Annotated in this window: 17 protein-coding genes; 9 read left to right on the top strand and 8 right to left on the bottom strand. The window is 61.6% G+C overall.

Going from position 1 to position 19,780, the window contains the following annotated elements; genetic code table 11:
* Both VKV28_05410 and VKV28_05405 read left to right on the top strand, forming a co-directional pair.
* Positions 1 to 325 (top strand): hypothetical protein (locus VKV28_05410; protein ID HLH76229.1); only part of this gene is annotated, 325 nt, incomplete at its 5' end.
* Positions 326 to 361: 36 nt separating this feature from the next.
* The gene (locus VKV28_05405; protein ID HLH76228.1) at positions 362 to 1,384 is read left to right on the top strand and encodes a hypothetical protein; all 1,023 of its coding nucleotides are present in this window, start codon (positions 362 to 364) and stop codon (positions 1,382 to 1,384) included.
* 1 nt (position 1,385) lies between these two features.
* Here VKV28_05405 and VKV28_05400 read toward each other — a convergent pair whose 3' ends face one another.
* On the bottom strand, positions 1,386 to 2,972 hold the full coding sequence (locus VKV28_05400) for an MDR family MFS transporter (protein HLH76227.1): 1,587 nt from the start codon (positions 2,970 to 2,972) through the stop codon (positions 1,386 to 1,388).
* A 214-nt stretch (positions 2,973 to 3,186) separates the two neighbouring features.
* On the opposite strand from VKV28_05400, the gene VKV28_05395 reads away from it, so the two are divergent.
* On the top strand, positions 3,187 to 4,152 hold the full coding sequence (locus tag VKV28_05395; GenBank protein ID HLH76226.1) for a radical SAM protein: 966 nt from the start codon (positions 3,187 to 3,189) through the stop codon (positions 4,150 to 4,152).
* Here VKV28_05395 and aroA read toward each other — a convergent pair.
* The 3 genes from aroA to VKV28_05380 all read right to left on the bottom strand — a co-directional run bounded on the left by aroA (position 4,135) and on the right by VKV28_05380 (position 7,192).
* Positions 4,135 to 5,412 (bottom strand): 3-phosphoshikimate 1-carboxyvinyltransferase, encoded by a 1,278-nt coding sequence (gene aroA / locus VKV28_05390; protein HLH76225.1) that lies wholly within the window; start codon positions 5,410 to 5,412, stop codon positions 4,135 to 4,137. The genes VKV28_05395 and aroA overlap by 18 nt on opposite strands.
* A gap of 112 nt (positions 5,413 to 5,524) precedes the next feature.
* A complete protein-coding gene (locus VKV28_05385) occupies positions 5,525 to 6,496 on the bottom strand; it encodes a BMP family protein (GenBank protein ID HLH76224.1) in 972 nt (323 codons plus the stop codon).
* Between the two features lie 105 nt (positions 6,497 to 6,601).
* A complete protein-coding gene (locus tag VKV28_05380; protein HLH76223.1) occupies positions 6,602 to 7,192 on the bottom strand; it encodes a ferritin-like domain-containing protein in 591 nt (196 codons plus the stop codon).
* A gap of 196 nt (positions 7,193 to 7,388) precedes the next feature.
* On the opposite strand from VKV28_05380, the gene dprA reads away from it, so the two are divergent.
* The 5 genes from dprA to VKV28_05355 all read left to right on the top strand — a co-directional run bounded on the left by dprA (position 7,389) and on the right by VKV28_05355 (position 15,199).
* Positions 7,389 to 8,537, top strand: a complete 1,149-nt coding sequence (gene dprA, locus VKV28_05375; protein ID HLH76222.1) for a DNA-processing protein DprA — start codon at positions 7,389 to 7,391, stop codon at positions 8,535 to 8,537.
* Positions 8,538 to 8,588: 51 nt separating this feature from the next.
* Entirely contained in the window at positions 8,589 to 10,928 is a 2,340-nt protein-coding gene (topA, locus tag VKV28_05370) for a type I DNA topoisomerase (protein HLH76221.1), read from the top strand.
* Between the two features lie 38 nt (positions 10,929 to 10,966).
* Entirely contained in the window at positions 10,967 to 12,301 is a 1,335-nt protein-coding gene (gene trmFO / locus VKV28_05365) for a methylenetetrahydrofolate--tRNA-(uracil(54)-C(5))-methyltransferase (FADH(2)-oxidizing) TrmFO (protein ID HLH76220.1), read from the top strand.
* Between the two features lie 2 nt (positions 12,302 to 12,303).
* A complete protein-coding gene (locus VKV28_05360; protein ID HLH76219.1) occupies positions 12,304 to 13,233 on the top strand; it encodes a Ppx/GppA phosphatase family protein in 930 nt (309 codons plus the stop codon).
* Between the two features lie 652 nt (positions 13,234 to 13,885).
* Positions 13,886 to 15,199 carry a DUF1329 domain-containing protein gene (locus tag VKV28_05355; protein ID HLH76218.1) on the top strand — a complete coding sequence of 438 codons (1,314 nt, stop codon included), beginning with the start codon at positions 13,886 to 13,888 and terminating at the stop codon, positions 15,197 to 15,199.
* A gap of 145 nt (positions 15,200 to 15,344) precedes the next feature.
* On the opposite strand, the gene VKV28_05350 is transcribed toward VKV28_05355, so the two are convergent.
* The 4 genes from VKV28_05350 to VKV28_05335 all read right to left on the bottom strand — a co-directional run bounded on the left by VKV28_05350 (position 15,345) and on the right by VKV28_05335 (position 19,156).
* A complete protein-coding gene (locus VKV28_05350; protein ID HLH76217.1) occupies positions 15,345 to 17,636 on the bottom strand; it encodes a molybdopterin cofactor-binding domain-containing protein in 2,292 nt (763 codons plus the stop codon).
* Between the two features lie 12 nt (positions 17,637 to 17,648).
* Positions 17,649 to 18,110 carry a (2Fe-2S)-binding protein gene (locus VKV28_05345; protein HLH76216.1) on the bottom strand — a complete coding sequence of 154 codons (462 nt, stop codon included), beginning with the start codon at positions 18,108 to 18,110 and terminating at the stop codon, positions 17,649 to 17,651.
* 153 nt (positions 18,111 to 18,263) lie between these two features.
* Complete coding sequence (locus tag VKV28_05340; GenBank protein ID HLH76215.1) at positions 18,264 to 18,647, bottom strand: hypothetical protein; 384 nt, start codon at positions 18,645 to 18,647, stop codon at positions 18,264 to 18,266.
* Positions 18,644 to 19,156, bottom strand: a complete 513-nt coding sequence (locus tag VKV28_05335) for a hypothetical protein (GenBank protein HLH76214.1) — start codon at positions 19,154 to 19,156, stop codon at positions 18,644 to 18,646. Before VKV28_05335 ends, VKV28_05340 begins: the two co-directional genes overlap by 4 nt.
* A 281-nt stretch (positions 19,157 to 19,437) precedes the next feature.
* Here VKV28_05335 and VKV28_05330 point away from each other — a divergent pair, with 281 nt between their 5' ends.
* Positions 19,438 to 19,767 carry a hypothetical protein gene (locus VKV28_05330; protein HLH76213.1) on the top strand — a complete coding sequence of 110 codons (330 nt, stop codon included), beginning with the start codon at positions 19,438 to 19,440 and terminating at the stop codon, positions 19,765 to 19,767.
* Positions 19,768 to 19,780 lie beyond the last annotated feature (13 nt).

Genomic DNA, 19,780 nt, shown 5'->3' with positions numbered 1-19,780 from the left:
ACATGCGGCGGTAGATTTCAGCCAAACAGCGGAGGCGATCTTCAATCTGATTCGCGGCTGCGACCCGCAGCCTGGGGCCTATGCGCAACTCGACGGGCGTCGCATCAGGCTGTATGAGCCAATCTTGGATGGCGCGGTGGTTGGGAATGGTCCACCCGGCCGTATCGTGTCGCTGGACCGCGACGGCCTGCGGCTGGCGCTGGCCGATGGGACTATCGTGGTGCGGCGCGTGCGCGTGGAGTCGGTCTCATCCAAAGTTGCGCCCAGCGAACTGCCCCCCGAGCTTGGCTTGGCCGTGGGCCGGCAGTTGCAGAGTGGTGCGTGAGCTGAAACCTGCCCCCAGTTGAGAGGACGGGCGCGGATGCGAGTATGCGTGGGTACCGCCAAGGGGATCGTGATCGTGGACGGCGAGCGCCAGGGCGCCGTGACGGCGGTCAGTGCCCATCCCGACGCGATCGCCTGCATGGCGCAAAGTTGCGACGATCCCAATATCATCTATGCCGGTCGTAACGAGGTAGCCGACGCGGCCGATTTCGTGCCCGCGGCGGAGCTGGCGGGCGCACTGTTCCGCTCCCAGGATGGCGGTCGAAGCTGGCGCGAGCTGACCCCGCGCGGCTTGCGCGAGACCTTCTGGACCTTGGCCGCAGTCCCTGACAGCGCGGGTGGATTATGGGCCGGCTGCAGCCATGGCCGGCTGTTCTACAGCGGCGATTATGGTGACAGCTTCGAGGAATGCCGGGCCTTAGCCACGCTGACTGCCCGAATCCATGGGAGCTCGGCGCGCTCGCCTTATATTCCCCATGTCAGCACGGTTGCGTTCGACCCTCATGACTCCGCTGCGCTCTATGTTGGAGTAGAGGGAGCAGGGGCGTTTTATTCCGCCGACCGCGGACAAAGCTTCCAAGCCCTGGACTCGCGGCTGCCACGCGACGTGCATTCACTGGCGCTAGCCGGCGCCGATTTCCAACTGATTTTCGCGACCAGCGGGCGCGGCCTTTATCGCTCGCGCGATCGCGGCCGGAGCTGGGAACCGGTGGTCAAGGGGATCAATCGGCCATACTTGACTGCGGTGCTCGCCACCTCCGAAGGGCTGATCTACACCGCCGGCGGGGCGGGTCCCCCGGCCACTTGGCTTAATGGCGACGGCGCCGACGCGCTGTTGTTCGAAAGCCGCGACGGTGGTCAGAGCTTTTCTTCCTTCGGGGAGCTGCCGATGGCGCGCCGCGGCATGATCATGCAGATTGTGCACAGCCCATGGGCGCATGCCGACCTGTTCGCCGTGAGCAGCGACGGCTCGCTGTTGCGGTGGGGGGTGGGCGAGCGCGTGGTGCGCGAGCTGGCCAGCAAACTGCCGGCGGCCTTCGCCCTGGCCATTTTGCCCTGAATCACTCCATCGGCGGTCCGCCCACGCTCATCGGAGCGTGGCGAATCAGAAAGAAAGTGGGAATCATCAGCAAGGTCACCACCATCAAAATCCGGTAAACGTCGGAGAACGCCAACATCGCTGCCTGCGACTGAACCTGGGCATACAGGCTGGCTAAGCTGGTGCTATGGCCGCCCGCCAAGTTGAACAAGCTGAAGGCGGGGCTGCCCGGCATCCGCGGCACCCCGTGGGCCAGCTTCCAGACATCGAAAACAGAAATATGCTCGGCCAGATAGCTTTGATTGATCTGCTGGTGGGTGACGAAGAGCGTGGTGATGACTGAGATTCCGATCGAGCCGCCAGTATTGCGTGTCATGTTGAACAAGCTGGCCGCCGCTCCCATGCGCTCTCGATCCACAGTCGCAAGAGAGATCGCCGCGAGTTGAGCGAAAATGAAGCCGGTACCCAGGCCATTGATGAAAATCGGGATGGCGATGTTCCAGGGGCCGACGTCGTGATTCCATTTCGCCATTTGCCATAACGAGATCGCGATTATCGCAAAGCCCAGCACGATGAATGGGCGGGTGTTGACGCCGCGGCGCGCGATCTGACCGATGAAGATCAGCACGACGATCGAACCTATCGAGCGCGGCGCCATCATCAAGCCGGCCTTCCATGCGGTGTAACCAAGAAACTCCTGGAGAAAAATCGGATTCATTAGGCTGGTGCCGTAGACCAGGAAAGCCATCAGAACCATCAGCACCGTGGCGGCCGTAAACAGCGGGATCGCAAAGATCCGCAACTCCAGTACTGGGGCGTTGCTGCGCAGCTCGTGCCACACAAAAATTACCCCCGCGGTTAGTGCGCTCACCGAGGCATAGACCACCCAGGGTGAGCCGAACCAGTCAGCGCGCTGCCCACGGTCGGCCACCAGTTGAGTCAGGCCCAGGGTCAGGGTGAGCAGCATGATGCCAAAATAGTCGATACGCTGGTTGAGCCGCTTTAGATAGGGAGGATCGTGCAGAAATAGGCTTACCATCACGATGGCGATTAGGCCGATTGGCACATTGATGTAAAAGGTCCACCGCCACGACCAGTTGTCTGTGATCCAGCCTCCGATCGTCGGTCCTAAGACCGGTGCCACCGAAATCCCCATCGACCAGGTCGCCATCGCCATCTGCTGCTCTTCGGGCGGAAAGGTTTCCATCATGATGGCTTGCGAAGAGGGCTGCATTGCCGCCCCCGCGAACCCCTGCAGCAGGCGAAACAGCACAATCTGGTCCAAGGTTTGGGCCAACCCGCAACAGGCCGAGGCCAGGACGAAAGTACTGACCGAAAACAGGAAGTACCGTTTCCGCCCAAAGCGGCCTGAAATCCAGCCAGTCAGCGGAATCATTATTCCATTGGCCACCAGGTAGCTGGTTACGACCCATGTGATCTCATCCACGCTGGCCGAGAAGCTCCCCTGCATGTGGGGCAGCGATACGTTGACGATGGTGGTATCGAGCAGTTCCAGGATGCATCCCAGCATCACTGCGATGGCGATCAGCCATTTGTGCGTATTGGCTGGAGCGTCAACGGGCGCGGCTAGGGTCTGTACCGCCTCCATCAAATTCCTCGTGAACTACTCGGCATGCTCAAACTGACGCCATCTTTGATAGACCGCACCACCCATGTCCACACCTGCGCTCTTTGCAGGGCGCTGAAAATGCTTGGCTCGGACGAGATCGGAACGTTTTGCTTCACGCCCAACGGCCCGTGGGCAAGCACCGGCGTCAAAGCGCCTTGACATTGTCCCCGGATGGCGAATTAATAGCGAAAGTATGGACCGGCCCTCACCCGGCAATCTGCCGCAACGTCGGCGCGGAATCGAATTCGACTCGATGCCGGTGCGCGAGATTCTCAATCGTTGTGCCAACCGGCGGATGCCGTTTGGTTGGACCATCAACCCTTACCGGGGCTGTGAAATGGGCTGCGTGTATTGCTACGCGCGCTATACTCACGAATTTCTCGATATGCCCGACCCTCTGGATTTCGAACACCGGATCTTGGTGAAGCAGCAGGCTGCGAAGATTCTGGAGCGCAGCTTGGCGCGCACTGCGCTGGGCAGGGAGGCGATTGCGATTGGGACTGCCACCGATCCTTACCAGCCCGCTGAGCGCCAGTTCGAAGTAACTCGGTCACTGCTGGAGATATTTGCGCGAGTGGGTGAATTGCGGCTATCGATCACAACCAAATCTGCGCTGATCGTACGCGACTTGGATTTGTTATGCACCATTGCGCAGCGCTCGCGACTATCGGTCAATTTTTCCCTGATTACGCTCGACCGCACGCTGCAGCGGATGTTGGAGCCGCGCGCGCCGCGTCCCCAGCTGAGACTGCAGGCGATGCGTCAACTGAGCACGGCAGGGATCGCTTGCAATCTAATGATGATGCCGATGATTCCGGGTCTTACCGATTCTCCCTCGGCGATCGAGCAGGTGATGACGGCGGCCAAGCAGGCTGGAGCGCGCGCGGTTTACTGGCGCGCGCTGTTTCTTAAGCCCGCGGCAGCGGCTTATTTCCTGCCTTTTATTCGCCGCCGTCTGCCTGAGTCGGCGCCTGGCCTGGAGCGCATGTACGCCGCCAATAGCTACGCTCCGGCTTACGAACGCGAGCTGGAGCTGGTCTTCACTCGCCTTTGCGCGAAGCTGGGATGGGCCCGGTCGACGGGTTCGCCGACGCCAAAGCCGGCGCCGGTGACCCAATTAAGCTTGCGCTTTCCGCTGGCCTCAGCCCAGCGAGGCTAGATCGACAAAAAATCGCGGATAGGTCTTGGATACGCAGCCGGGATCCTTGATTTTGATGCCCGGGACGCGCAGCCCAAGGACGGAAAAGCTCATTGCGATCCGGTGGTCGTCGTAAGTCTCGACCGATGCGGCTTTGGGAGTGGCGGGATAGATGACCAATCCATCAGGGCGCTCGTCAACCGTGACCCCCAGCCGCGCCAGCTCGTTGGCCAAAGCGTGGAGTCGGTCGCTTTCGTGATGGCGGATGAACTGGACTTTGCGGATGGTGGTGGGCGAGTGGGCGAACGGCGCCAGCACCGCCAAGGTTGGTACCATGTCGGGCAGCCCGCTCATATCGACGTCCATGCCCCGCAGGAAATCGCCGCCGGCGACTTCCACCGCATCCTCCTGCCACGTTACCCGCGCCCCCATCTGCTCGAGCAAATCAAGAAAGTGAACGTCGCCCTGGACCGAGTCGCGGCGCAAATGATTAAGCCGCACGCGCCCTGCGCAGATGACCGCGGCGGCGGCGAAGTAACTGGCACTGGAAGCGTCGGCTTCGATCGTCGTGTGGCCGCAGCGATAATGCTGGCCGCCCGGAATCAGGGCCGCGTTACCGTCCATGGTGCAGCGGATGCCCGCGCGTTGCATCAGGCGGAGGGTCATCAGCACGAAGGGTTCGGCGGCTAAGCCGTCGATGGTCAGGCGCAAACCCTCGGGCCACAGCGGGGCGGGCAGCAGCAGGGCAGAGACGAATTGCGAAGAGAGGCTGGCGTCGATACGGGTAGCACCGCCCTTAAAACCGCTCCCGTTGACTTCGATCAGCACAGGTGGGCAGCCGTTGTCGTGCTCGGAGCGTACCGCCAGCCCCAGGTTGGATAAGGCTTGCAGCAGGTTGCCGATCGGACGCTGGCGCATGCGGGCGTTGCCATCCAGGCGGTAGGCGCCTTGGCCCAGGGTGAGAAAGCCGGCCAGAAAGCGCATCGCGGTGCCCGAGCCTCCCACGAACAGATTGGCCTGGGAACAGGGAATTTTGCCGGCGCCGCCATTGACCTCGACTTCGCCCAGACTTTCGTTGACCCGCACCGTGAAGCCTAGTTCCCGCAACGCCCCGATCATGTAACGGGTGTCGTCGCTGATTAGCGCCGAGCTTAAAGTAGATTCTCCCGGCGCCATCGCTGCCATCAGCAGGGCCCGGTTGGTGATGCTCTTGGAACCCGGTACCGTAACCGAAGCGGCCAGCTTGCCGAGTAATGGTCTTATTTCCACTTGGTCGGTCATCGATGGCCCTGAATCGCCCCCTTTCAACAAGGTAAGCTCTGGCTCAAGCCTGCTCAAGATGCTTTTCGACTTAATGAAAAATTGAGTCTTGAGGCTGCGGCCGGCCGTCGTTTCAGCCTGCCGGGGCGGGCACGGGCTGCAAAGAGGGCAGTTTGACCTCGCCTGCCATCACACGATTTTCGGCGTTTTTGACCTGGGTCATTACCGCGGCTGGAATCCTGGACTCCAGCGCTGGGTTGAAAACTAACCTGACCAGCCCGTCCCTCATTCCGAAGTCGTAGACCGCAGGTTTGAAGCTGCCTTGCTGGACTTCAGAGGCCAGACGCAAGAAAGCGTCGGCCACGTCGCAAATCGCACTGGCGATAACCGCCGAGGGTGCCAGCGAATTTTGGTTCCGAAAGGCGCCAAAAGCGTAAACATTACGCTGTGCCGCCGCTTGCAGCACACCGATTCCGGCGGCGTCGGCGTTGACCGTTAGAAAATCGGCCCCGCGTCCGATTTGCGCCAGAGCTGCTTCCTTGGCCGCACCCACGTCGTTGAAATTGCCGATAAAGCTGACCAGGACCTGGCCTTTGGGGCGCACCGAGTCAAAGCCCAGTCGATAGCCGTCGAAGGTGAACTTGATCGCCGGCAATTCGACTCCGCCCACGGCCCCAGCGACCCCGCTCTTGCTCATCAGGCCAGCCAACACGCCCTCGATATAAGTCGCCTCTTCAAACTTGAAGTTGATTGAGGCTACATTGGCGGCGCTGGTACGACCCGAGCTGATGACGAAGACGGTGTGAGGGAACATCCGGGCTGCGCGCAGGGCGGCGTCGGTGTACTCGAAGCCGTGGGCAAAGATGACGTTGAAGCCACGCGCACCGAAATCGCGAAAGGCATCGGCAAAATCGGCCGGCGAGGTGGTCTGGACCTGTGCGGTTTGGGCCTTGAGCCGACTCTTTATCAGCTCCAGCCCTTCGTAAGCCGAAGCGTTCCACCCGCCATCGCTGACCGGACCAGAGGTCAGTAGCGCGACCTTGAAAGCGGGCGGTCCGCCGGGGAGGGGTGAGGAATGGCTGGTGCAACCCAGCGTCGCTAACATCGTGCACAGGAGCAGGAGCCGGCAGGCGCTCAACGCGCCCGCACGTGGACTGCGGTTACGGCCGCCCGGGGAATGCTTAAATTGAAAAGCGCGACGTTCGATCGATCAGGCTCTCATCAGTTCCGCTTCATCAGCGGCCAAGGTGGCATAGACCTCCCGATCGATCGCGCGATAGCGCTCCAGCGCCTGTTCGGCGCGCTCGGGCTTACCTTGGGCAGCGGCGATCTCGCGCAATTTACGTTCGATCCAGGCCAAGTGCCAAGATTCGTCCTCGGTTACCGCTTGCAACACTTCTAGAGTTTCGGGATCGACGTTGGGAAGCTCGGCATGGGTGGTGTAGCGCTTGCGTGCCCGCTCTTCGACCACCACGGTCAGGGCCAACAGGTCGATTACGTCCTTGGGCACGCCGGTGCGCAGCCCCAGGCGCCGCTGGTAGCCGTCGCTGACGATCACCGGATTGCCACCCAGGTCGGAAATACGTTTGGTCCACAGCCAAGCGTGCCGGGTTTCATCGGCTAAGTGACGCGAGAGCTTGAGCTGGGCGTCGGCCTCTTTGAGATGGCCGATTAGGTTGAAGAGCAGCCGCGCGCCGCGCAATTCAGCGTCACGATAAAAGCTGAAGATCACGACCTGCTTGTCGGTGGCCGACATCTGATGGAAATTCAGCTTGATTTCTTCGGATGAAACCGCATCCATGCACTACCTCTAGGGCTTGACGGCGCACGTTAACAAGCTTAAATCGCCGGGCGAGGGCACCTGAAGCACCCGCTTTTAGTTATTTGATTCGGTTAGGCGGGTCAAGAAAGCTGGCTTTCGGTCCTCAGGGCTTTTGCCCGTTTAGAATAAGATTTGTAATATCAGAAGATAAAAGCTAACAGCAAGGCAATTCAGCATGCAGGTTAGTTCACAGGTTTATTGGCTGGCTTTGTGCCGGGTTCGTGGCGTGGGACCGCGGGTCGCGCGCCTACTGCTGAAGCATTTTGGCAGCGCCCCGGCGGTCTTCGCCGCCAGCGAGACGCAGCTCAGCGGGGCTGGAATCCCTCGCAACACCGCGCGTAACCTGCGCCAGTTCCAGGACTTTGCACCCCTGGAACGAGAGTTGTGCGACCTGGTTGGTCTAGGTGGCCGTTTGATCACCTGGGCCGATCCCGATTATCCACCCAATCTGGCCCAGCTTCCCGACCCGCCCCCGGTGCTTTATGTGCGCGGCAGTATGCCGGTGGGAGAGCGCGATTGCGTGGCGGTGGTGGGAGCACGGGCCGCTAGCGAGGCCGGCCGCCATATGGCGCGCCGCTTGGGTTTGGAGCTGGCCGCCAAAGGGATTGCCGTGGTCAGCGGTTTGGCGCGCGGGATTGACAGTGAAGCCCATTTGGGCGCCCTGGAGGCGCACGGGCGGACAATTGCGGTATTGGGCTGCGGGGTGGATAGAATCTACCCCCTCGAGCATTCTAAACTAGCCCAGGAAATGATTGCGGGTGGGGGTGCTTTGCTCAGCGAATTTCCCCTGGGCAGCCCTCCGCTAGCGGAAAATTTCCCTGTGCGCAATCGCATTATCGCGGGCCTGAGCCTGGGCGTGGTGGTGGTAGAAGCCGCCGAGCATAGCGGTTCTCTGATTTCGGCGCACCTGGCTTTGGAGCAAAATCGTCAGGTCTTTGCCGTCCCCGGCAGCCCCCTGAGCGGCAAAGCCCGAGGCAGCAATCGATTGCTTAAGGAGGGTGCGCGCCTGGTCGAATGTGTGGAGGACGTGATCGAGGAATTGGCGCCGCAACTCAGCGGTGCGGCCGGCCGCGCTGTGCCCTCCACGTCTTCCACCAAGGCACAGGTGGGCCAGCAGGCGCGACGGGCGGAGCTGAGCGCCAGTTTGCGCTCGGTGGTGGATCACCTGCCGGCGGGCGAGCGGGTGCATATCGACGCGATTGTGGAAAGTTGTGGTCTAAATGCGCAGACTGTTCTTAGCCTGTTGCTAGAGCTGGAGCTGACGGGCATGGTGGTGCAGCATCCGGGCAAGCTGTTTTCGCTCGCCCCCGCGGCCAGCGCATAAATCCTTTTGTTTCAGTGGCAGATCTGATTTTGCTACGGAACCGGAGCACGAGTGGCTAAGTATCTCTTAGTGGTAGAATCGCCGGCCAAGGCCAAAACCATCAAACGCTATCTGGGCGGCGACTTCATGGTCGCGCCTTCAGTCGGCCATGTGATGGACTTGCCTAAAAGCAAGCTAGGGGTGGATCTCGAGCACGACTTCGAGCCTCAGTACGAGATTATCAAGGGTAAACAGAAGGTTATCGACACCATCAAGCAGGCGGCCCGCGACAAGCAAGACATCTATCTGGCCACCGACCCCGACCGCGAGGGAGAAGCTATCGCCTGGCACGTGGCCGAGCAATTGGGCGGTAGCGCCAACAATATCCATCGCGTCTTGTTGCATGAGATTACTCCCAGCGCGGTGAAGGAAGCGTTGGCCCATCCCGCCGAGCTCAACCGCCCGCTGTACGAGGCACAACAAGCCCGGCGCGTGCTCGATCGCCTGGTCGGCTACAAGATAAGCCCCCTGTTGTGGGAAAAGGTACGGCGCGGCTTGAGCGCGGGCCGAGTTCAGTCGGTGGCCCTGCGCATCATTGTCGAGCGCGAGCGTGAGCGCGAGGCCTTTCGGGCCGAGGAATATTGGACCCTGGATGCCGAATTAGAAGCCGCCGCCCCGCCCGTTTTCCGCGCCCGCCTATTCAGCCATCAGGGTCAGCGGATCGATAACAAAAATTACAAGCTCAGCCAGGCCGAGGCCGAGGCGGTAGTAGCCCGGCTGGGAGCCTCCGATGGGCCGCCCTTCACGGTCAGCAAGATCGAGCGCAAGGAGGTGCGGCGCAGTGCGGCGCCCCCCTTCATCACCTCGCGCCTTCAGCAGGAGGCCGCGCGTAAGCTGCACTTCTCGCCCTCGCGCACGATGCGCCTGGCGCAGAAGCTGTACGAAGGTGTGGAGTTGGGGGATCAGGGCGCGGTCGGTCTGATCACCTATATGCGCACCGACTCGCCGCGAGTTTCCGACCAAGCGCTGGCGGCCGTACGCGAGTATATCGCCGCGCGCTATGGCGCGCGTTATGTGCCCGAGCGGCCCAACTTCTACCGCTCGGCCAAGTCGGCCCAGGAAGCGCACGAAGCCATCCGCCCCACCGCCCTGGAGCGCGACCCCGAATCGCTGGCGCGCTATCTGCAACGCGACGAACTGGCGCTGTACACCCTGATCTTCAATCGCTTCGTTTCCAGCCAGATGCCGGCAGCGGTCTTCGATCGCACCACGGTCGATCTTATGGCCGACCAGGAGCAGTTCCGTGCCACCGGCCAGGTAATGAAGTTCGACGGGTTTATTCGGGTCTACACCGAAGGCCAGGACGAGCCCGTGGCCGATGAGGAGGCCGAAGCCCAGCTTCCGCCATTGCGCGAAGGCGAGCGGGTACGGTTGCTGAAGTTCGTGCCCGAGCAGCACTTTACTCAGCCGCCGCCGCGCTTTACCCAAGCCACGCTGATCAAGGAGCTGGAAGAAAACGGCATCGGGCGGCCGTCCACCTACGCCGCTATCATGACCAGCATTCTCAACCGCGAGTATGTGGACGAGGACGAGAGCAAGCGTTTGCGTCCAACCTCGCTGGGCCGCACTGTCACCGACCTGTTGCTGGCGGCTTTTCCCGATATCGTCGAGGTCGGCTTTACCGCCCATCTGGAGGAGGAGCTGGACCAAGTCGAAGAGGGCAAGGAAAACTGGGTCAAAGCGCTCAAACGGTTTTATCGCCCGTTCGAAAAGCGGCTGGGCGAGGCGCGCAAGAAGATGCCGCAGGTGAAGGGCAAGGGACTGCCCAGCGGGCTCAAATGCGAGCTGGACGGCGGCGACATGGTGATTAAATGGGGTCGCAACGGCGAGTTCCTGGCGTGCGCCAACTATCCCAAGTGCTCCAACACCAGCGAATTCACCCGCGACGAGCAGGGTAATATCCAGCTCAAGGCCTCGGCTACGCCCGCGCTCAGCGACCAGGTGTGCGAGAAATGCGGCAAGCCGATGGTGCGCCGCCGCTCGCGCTTTGGCGAGTTCCTGGGCTGTTCGGGATATCCTGAATGTAATGGGATCAAGAAGCTCAGCAGCGAGCCGGTCAAGACCGGCGTGAGTTGCCCGGATTGCCACGAGGGTGAATTGCTGGAGCGGCGCAGCAAACGGGGCAAGCTCTTCTATGGCTGCAACCGCTATCCCAAGTGTCGCTTCGCCAGTTGGAACAAGGTTGTCTCACAGCCCTGTCCGCAATGCGGCTCGCCCTATTTGGTCGAGAAGGTCAGCAAACGCAACGGCACCACCTGGGTCTGTCCCAAGGAAGAATGCGACTACGTCGTCGCCGCGCCGCCTGCCAACACCGAGGGGGCCGGCGATAGCGCCGTGGCGCCACAGGCCTGAGGAGCGGCCGGTCGATTTGCGAAGTTCGCGCTAGTGGTATGAGGGAGCCGCTTGTCAGCGTAATTGGGGCCGGCTTGGCGGGCAGCGAAGCAGCCTACCAGCTCGCGCGGCGCGGGGTGCGGGTGCGGCTTTACGAGATGCGCCCCGGTCGCCAGACCGAGGCCCATCAGACCGGCCTGTTTGGGGAGCTGGTGTGCTCCAATTCGCTGCGTAACGATTCGCTGGAAACCGCGGTGGGCGTGCTCAAGGAAGAGATGCGCCGGCTAGGTTCGGTGGTGATGGCCGCGGCGGCGCACGCACGGGTCCCGGCCGGGGCGGCCCTGGCGGTTGATCGGGAGCGCTTCGCCAACTATCTGACTGAGGTCCTTTGCGACCAACCGCAGATCCAGATTGTCCGCCAGGAAGTCACCGCGCTGCCCGCCGGCCCCACCATCCTGGCTACCGGCCCGCTGACCGCGCCCGCGCTGGCCGCTGCTCTAGGTGCGTTGATGGGGGGCCGCTACCTCTACTTCTATGACGCCATCGCGCCCATCGTGACCGCCGATTCGATCGACATGAGCGTGGCCTTTCGCGCCTCGCGCTACGGCAAGGGAGGCGATGATTATATTAATTGCCCACTTACCGAGGAGCAGTACCGGCGCTTCGTCGAGGCGCTGATGGGGGCGGAAAAAATGGCAGCCCATCCCTTCGAACGGCCGATCTATTTCGAGGGTTGCATGCCGATCGAGGAGATGGCGCGGCGCGGCCCGCGCACCTTGGCGTTCGGGCCGATGCGTCCGGTGGGCCTGAGCGATCCGCGCGGCGGTCCGCGGCCGGCGGCGGTAGTGCAACTGCGCCAGGACGATCGCGCGGGGCGGCTCTACAACCTTGTCGGCTTCCAGACCAAGATGACCTATCCCGAGCAGCGCCGGGTACTGCGTCTGATTCCCGGCCTGGAGCGGGCCGAGTTCGTGCGGCTGGGGTCGCTCCATCGCAATACTTTCATCGATTCGCCGCGCGTGCTGGCGCCGACTCTAGCTCTGCGCGCGCGGCCTGATTTGTTCGTGGCCGGACAGATGGTGGGCGTGGAAGGCTACGTCGAGTCGGCCGCCGCGGGCCTCCTGGCCGCGCTCAACGCCGCGCGAATGCTCGCTGGCCGCCCGCTGTTGGTGCCACCAGTTCAGACCGCCCTGGGCTCGCTGGTGGCATATATCACCGATTCCAGCCGGCATGAGTTCCAACCGATGAATGCCAATTTCGGCCTGATGCCCGAATTGCCTGGCGCGGCGCGCGGGCGGGCCAAGAAAATCGAGCTGGCCAACCGTGCGCTGGCAGCGATGGACGAGTTTATTGGCCTCCACGACTTGGCGCCGGGCGCACCGGCAGCGGCCTGAAAATGAAGCTTGCGGCGCTGGACGTCGGCACCAATACGGTGTTGATGCTGGTGGTCCAGGCTGATCCCAACGACACGATCGTACCGCTGGCCGATCTGGCACGAATCACGCGCCTGGGCGCCGGGGTGGAGCGTACCGGCGCGCTCGATTCTGACGCCGCTGCACGCACCTTGGATACCATCGCGGAGTTCGTCGAGCAGGCTCGTGCCCTAGGTGCGCGCCGGTTTCTGACCGCCGCTACCAGCGCCCTGCGCGAAGCTCGCGACGGAGCCCAGTTTATCGCGCGGGTACGCGCGCGCTGCGCTGTCGAACTTAATGTGATTTCTGGCGAGGAAGAAGCCGCACTCAACTATCAGGCCGCGCTGGACGGCTTGCATCTCTCGCCCCAGGCGCCATTGCTGATCATCGATATTGGCGGTGGTTCGACCGAATTTATCGCCTCCCAGCCGGGTCAGCCCCTGCGCCTAGCCAGCCTGCCGATCGGTTCCGTGCGTCTGACCGAGCGGCTGGTGCGTCATGATCCTCCAACTGAGGAAGAACGCCAGGCGCTGATCGCCGCGGTCGATTCTCAGCTCGCTACGCTGGGCTGGCCCAAAATAACTCTGCCCACGACGGTAGGCGTAGCCGGCACCGTCACCACTATCGCCGCCTTGGCGCTGGGCTTGACCAGCTACGATGGCGCACGGGTGCATGGCGCCGTACTCAGCCGTGCGCAAATCCAAACCACAGTGGCCAGACTGCTCAGCCTCACCACCGAACAACGCCGACAACTGCCGACAATGGTCGAGGGGCGTGCCGACGTAATTTGCGCCGGCGGCCTGATCCTTGAGCGCGCGCTGGCATGGTTCGCACAAGACGAGCTGGTTGCCAGCGATCAAGGGGTGCGCTGGGGCTTGGTTTATCGGGACTTGTCGCACGCCCGTAGGCCGTAAGGCACTAGCGCGGAATCGTTCAAGCACGAGCAATTCGACAAAGTTTCGGTCCAACGCTAATTTTCATTCGCATTAAGCGTGGCTTGATTGGCCCTGAGCGATCGTCATGGGTCTTCAAAAGCCTGTCAGTCCGGCCTAAGGCTCAGTTGCAACTCACTATCAGCGCCGGCTGGGCTTGGTCGAATTGGCAATTTCGCTGATACCGGGGGGGTGGCTGGTCAGGCAATTGAGACTGTCGGCAGGGGCAGGGCAGACCCGAGCGTAAAGCCCCGCCGCCCTCAGAGAGGAGCCTCGATAGAGAGGCGCCTTAATTGAAACGCCGCAGGCGCATCGTTCAACTATTGAATGTGGCCGCGCTAATCGCTCCAATGGCTCATGCCTATTCTCAACAGCGACAACTAGCGAAATAAAAGCGCGAACGATTGTAAAATTCGACTCCGTAAATGGTCGCTGCGGTGGCTTATCTTGATGCCGGCCCTGGTTTGGGGTTGAGGTCAGGTAACGGCTTTAGAGCGCTGGCAATTTTTCGGCAAAATCGCTAGGTATAGGTTCGCTTGGATCGGCGGGCGGGGGCCTGCGCGATCCAAGGCCTGCCGGCCACGAGGGGATGACAGAGGACGTTATTGTAACCCGCCAACGAGGAGTCGGAGCAATGCGTAAACGCATTACCGCAATCGCGAGTATCCTGGCTGTTGCAATGATGATCGGTCCGCGCGTCTGGGGAGCGGACCCGCAGCAGCCGATCCCGCTGGGTACGGTGATTACCCAGCAAAACTGGCAACAGTATTCGCAATATATGGGCGAGCCGCTTAAGCATATGTTCATGTCTACCAGCCCAGTATCTGGATGGCCGAGTCGGGCGCAAGCGATCGTCGGCCCCACCCTCCACTACCCACTGCCTAAGGCGTATTGGGATGCGACCGAAAAGTACGCGAAGCAAGTTCAGTTGGTCAAAGTGCCTAATGGCAGCTATACCCTCAAAGGTTACGTCGCGGGGCTACCATTCCCGGATTTGAAAGCCGACGATCCACTAGCCGGCTACAAACTGGTCTACGACGTCTATTTTCAACACACTCCGGCGATTCAGGTAAATAATCAGATTCAGGTGATTGATATCGACCACTACGGCAACGAGGCCGATCTGCTGGCCCTGGTAGTTACCTTTCAGTGGCTGCATAACACCGATGCCGGTTATCCGATGAACGTGGCGAATACCGACGTATACTTGAGCGGCGAGGCCGAGCAACTGGCCCCCGAACAGATCAAGTACATCACAGCGGTCAATTTTACTTGGGACGATCCCGATCGACTACCGGAGTCCTATGTGTTTTTGCCTAGCCTGCGGCGCGCCTTGCGGCTATCCAGCAATGCTCGCTGCGCCCCGTTCCAGGGGCAGGATTTCGCCAATGACGACATTACTCCGGTGCCGCTGCCGCCGACCTGGTTCAAAGCTCAGTTCCTGGGAAAGCAAAAGCTTTTGAGTTTCATCTTTAAACCCGATGAAAAGACCCGCGAGCTATCCAAAGATCGCGGCAATTGGGACAAAGACAAGGGCAACTACATTCCTAAGGCCAGTGTTTTTGGTGCTTCCTGGCAACTGCGCGATACTTACGTGCTCGCCATGCAGCGGTTGCCGCAATACACCCACGGCTATTGCTATGCCGACCGCCGCCATTATCTTGACGCCGAACAGGCCGAGGCGCTGGGTTGGTGCAACTGGGACCAGAACGACAAGTTCTACCGCGACATGGTTGTGTTCGCGATGCCCGAGAAGTACAAGAACAGCGACGGATGGTATGTTTGGGGAAACGTCTGGGCTCATGACGGCTGCGACTACCAAACCGACCATTGCAGCCAATTGCTGCCTGCAATCGGCGGCAATTACATGAATCAGGATACGCCGCCGCAATTTCAGAACCGCACTCTGTACGGCACACCCGGCGGTTTGCAGCAAATCATGCGCTAGCGCATTCGCGCGATTCGTCACCCTCCCGCCCCTTAGGCGGGAGGGTGGCCAATGGGCCGCTGTAACAAGTTGCATTAATTGACGACCGGCAGTTTCCCCAATCCCACCGGACGAATGCCAAGTGCCGGGCTCGCGGAGCAGGGGTCTATGCGGCGTGAGGGGAGGTTTCTTTGAGCGCCGCCAGTACCCTCGCCGGAGTAAAGGGGACCGCGCGCAGGCGCGCTCCGGTGGCGTCGAATACGGCGTTGGCGATCGCCCCGACCACCGGGACGCTGGAGGGTTCTCCCGCTCCCAGCGGCTCCATATCAATGCGGTTGATCAAAACCACATCGACCTCGGGCACGGCCTCGAATTTGATGATCGGATAGCTCAGCCAGTCCAGGCTGCGCACTCCGGTGGCGTTGAACTCGACCTGCTCCAACAGTGCGCGCCCCACACTCTGCACTACGTTGCCTTCAATCTGATTGCGAAGCCCGTTGGGATTAACGATTCGCCCGCAGTCGTGGGCCTCGACCACGCGAGTCACCCGCACTTGGCCGCTGGAGGTGTCCACTTCGACCTCGGCCACCGCGGCGACGGCAGTATCGTCCTGGTTGGCCAGCGCGACCCCGCGCCCGGTCTTGAGCGCGCCCCCGCTCTGGGCTCGTTTCTTTGGACGACCGGCGCGCTTGAGGGCGGCAACTAGCACGTCGTGCAGGCGGCGGTCCTTGAGATGGCGCAGGCGCAAGCGAACCGGATCGACCTTGGCGGCGGCAGCGAGCTCGTCGATGAAAGATTCGCTGGCGAAGCAACGCGCTACCGCCCCCGGGGCGCGCAAGTTACTGGTCCGCAAGGGGGTGAGGTCGTACTGCAACCAGGGAATTGCCTCCAGCAGCACGCGCTGATTAGTGACGGCGTAGATTTCGCCGCCGCCGCTGAAGCCGTTGATCATCCCTTGCTGGGTGGGCTTATGGCCCACTTGCTGGGAAGCGAGCAAGGGATTGGTGTTGGTGGTCCAGGGAAAGCCTCGATCGATGAAGTCCCAGGCCTGAATCCGCCCGCTGCTGTCGATATAGGCGCGTGCAAACATGAGTTGGGCTGGTCCCTTGGGTTCCCAACCGTGTTCGTCATGCCGCGTCCACAGCACTCGTACCGGCTTGCCGACCGCACGCGACATTAGCGCGGCGTCCTCGGAGACGTCGTCGGAAGAAAGCCTGCCATAACAGCCCGCGCCCTCACGATAGATGACGCGAACCTGCGTTTCGGGGACACCCAGAAGCTGTGCCACGCGATGGCGCGTGTTGAACGGACCTTGGGTGCCGCTCCATACGGTCACGCCATCGGGTCGCACGTCGGCGACCGCGCACGAAGGCCCGATCATCGCGTGTAATTGAAAGGGCCAGCGATAGGTCGCCTGCAGCGGTTGCGCCGCGCCCCGCAGGGCGGCTTCGGGATCACCTTGATGCGCGACCATGCGGCGCTCGACCGCTGCGGTATCGCGCAAGTAGGCGTAGAGCGCCTCGTCGTTGGCGGGCAACTTCAGTGTCGGCGTAGCCCAGCGTACCTTGAGCGCGGCGGCGGCCTGAATTGCGCTCCACTCGCTTCGCGTTACCACGCCGACGAAATTGCCCTGGTGGACGACTTTGACCAAATCGGGAATCGAGCGCAGCGACGTTTCGTCGATCTCCAGCGGTGCCGAGTTCACTACCGGTGGGCGCACCACCCGTCCATGTAACATTCCCTCGAGGCGGACATCGTGAACATAGGTGAATTCGCCGGTGACCTTGGGCGGCAGATCGAAGCGGGGTACCGAAGTCCCCACGATCTTGTAATCTTTAGGATCCTTGGCGCGTACTCCGGGCGCCACTTGCATCTCCCAGCCGCTGCCGCTGACCGGCATCTGCAGATTGAAACGCCGATCGCCGATAAGCTCGCCGTAGGAAATCCGGCGCCGCGGGTCATCGGCGACCGCCACGACACCGTCCTGCACCCGCAGTTGGGTTGCTGGAACTTTCAGCCGAGCTGCCGCCAGCTTGAGCAGATGCTGATGGGCCACCGCGGCGGCCTGGCGCAACTGCGGTCCGGCCCTCATCACGGTTCGGCTGGCGGAAGTGACCGCCTGATCCACGCTGCGGGCGGTATCGCCGGTAACCATATGGATTCGCGACACCGGTACGTCGAGTTCTTCGGCCACGATTTGCGCCAGCGCGGTTTCCACCCCCGTGCCCAACTCCACTTTGCTGGTAAATACCGTGACCTCGCCGTCGGGGGCGATCTTAAGCCACGAGTCCAGCTCGCTGGCTCCCGCCGGCGGTACGCCGGCAGGTCGGCCGCTTGCGCGCCGCTGAGTCTGGGCCAGCGCGGGAGCGAAGCTGAAGCCGACGATCAGCGCGCCGGTGCCTTTGATAACTCCAGCCAAAGCTTGACGGCGAGTAATCGATCCGCGTGTGATCGCCATGACGCTAACTCCCTAAGCGCTGACCTGTGCTGCGCGCTTAACCGCGCGGACTATGCGCAGGTGGGTGCCGCAGCGGCACAGGTTGGCATTGAGCGCGCGCTTGATCTGAGCCTCGCTGGGATGGGGGTTGCGATCGAGCAGCGCCTTGGCCGTCATGATCATGCCGTTGATGCAGTAGCCGCATTGCGCCGCCTGTTCGTGGATGAATGCCGCTTGGAGCGGATGCGGCTTGGCCACGCTACCCAATCCCTCCAGCGTGGTGATCGCATGGTGCTCGGCCAGCGCAACCGGGACCGAGCAGGAGCGCATCGGGGTGCCGTTGATCAGGACGGTGCAGGCGCCGCATTGGCCCAGGCCGCAGCCGAAGCGGGGCCCGTTAAGCCGCAACTCGTCGCGCAGGATGTACAGTAGCGGAGTATCAGGTGCAGCATTAATCTGCTCGGTTTTGCCATTTACGTTAAGCGAGAGGCTCACTCTGCTCCCCTCCTTCGGTGAACATGCGGCTTACCGATTTGGAGGCAAACCGCGAACCCGTGAAGGTCTTTCTACCCTAATCCGCCGGCCCGGGGGGACAAGTCAAGCTGATGGCCTGCGAAGCTCGTCCGATTGCAATCTCAGGCTCGATGCTCAGTGGCCGTGTCCACCACCATGGAAACCGCCGCCGTGGAAACCGCCGCCGTGGAAACCACCGCCGTGGAAACCACCGAAACCGCCGTCGTGGAAACCACCGAAACCGCCGTCGTGAAAGAAGTTACCATGCCAATGATCCATTGCGTGGTCCCCCCAGAAGTGATGCTCCCGCCAGCCTGGATGCTCGCCCCAACCCCACATGCCAGGATAGCCGCCGAAGAAAGGCGAATAGCCGCCACCAAAGCCAAAGCCCGGGTAGCCGTAGCCACCGCCTATACAGCTCGTTAACAGCAGGCAGGCGGCCAAGGCCAGTACCGCTATTACCAGGTTGATGCGCCTCGGTTTTTGGTTACGAAAATGCTGCAGGTCGTCGCCGCTCATGGTATGCCGAAAGCTCCTTTGCCGCTCTTGTCGTAAAATCCCAGCCCCGGCGTGGTCTTGGCTGGGATATCAAGGCTCATGCGCAACTTTCCCGCGCTATCGTAAAAGCCCAGTCCCGGCGTGCCATAAGTATCCAGAGCCAGGGTGGCGCGGACATGGCCGCTTTTGTCATATAGATCCACCCCCGGGGTGTCGTTGAGGGCCGCGACATCCATGGTGGCCCGAACATTGCCTTGGCGATCGTTTAGATTGACTCCCACCGAGCCATCGTCGGCGATTCCGATAGCGCCGCGCACGACGCCGCTGAGATCGCGAACCACGAAACCCTGGGCCTCGATAATTTTGGGCTGGGGTGGTATCGCCTGCCCCATCACACCCAGGATTGCCAAGACAGCGATGATAACCGCGCCGCCCAGCTTCATCCGGCGATGGGCCGTGGTCAGGCGGTGATGGTCGCGTTCCAGGATAGCCATTCTCCGGATCAGGTTGTCGATCGCTTGTTGATCCATGCTAATGCCTCTGCTGCTGCTCTCCTTCGAGACTCTTGAACTCAAATCAGGCGCATATTCCTTATTTTGCGGTTGTTTGCATCAGGCCCTTGAAGTTTTACTAGCATTAGCCATGCCGAGACTTTCGGCAAGCACCGGAGCGGCTTAGCGCGAGGTCTGCCCACCTTGACCGCCCGGGGATTTCCTCTTAGCGTCTTAAAGCATTCGCCTTCAGGCTGGGGTGGCCTGCGACTTTGGTTACCGCACGGCGGACTTGGCCAAACTAAGCGTGGAAAAATACCGTGGCGAGGAAGCAAATTCCCCAGAGTGCGAGCGGACAGCCCGCCCCACTTCAGCTATTGCTCCGGTATTTGCGGATCTCGGGTCTGGTCGCCGTGCGCGGCCTAACGATGACGTCGGTGGGGGCGCTGTGGCTGCTGTTGTCGTGGCCCGGGACCTGCTGGGCCTATATCGATCCCAACGCGGGTGGGTTTCTGGCCCAGCTACTGGCCCCGTTGCTGTCGGTGATCGCAGCCTTTATTTTTTACTGCCGCCGCGAGATCGCCAAAATCATCAGACCAAAGGTCCGAAAGATTGAGCAAAAGGAAGAAGAACCTCAGGTCAAGCCCTGACCGCGGGGAGGTC

Source organism: Candidatus Binataceae bacterium (genome assembly GCA_035294265.1).
Lineage (GTDB): Bacteria > Desulfobacterota > Binatia > Binatales > Binataceae > DATGLK01.
This window is presented reverse-complemented; position numbering and strand designations above follow the sequence as displayed.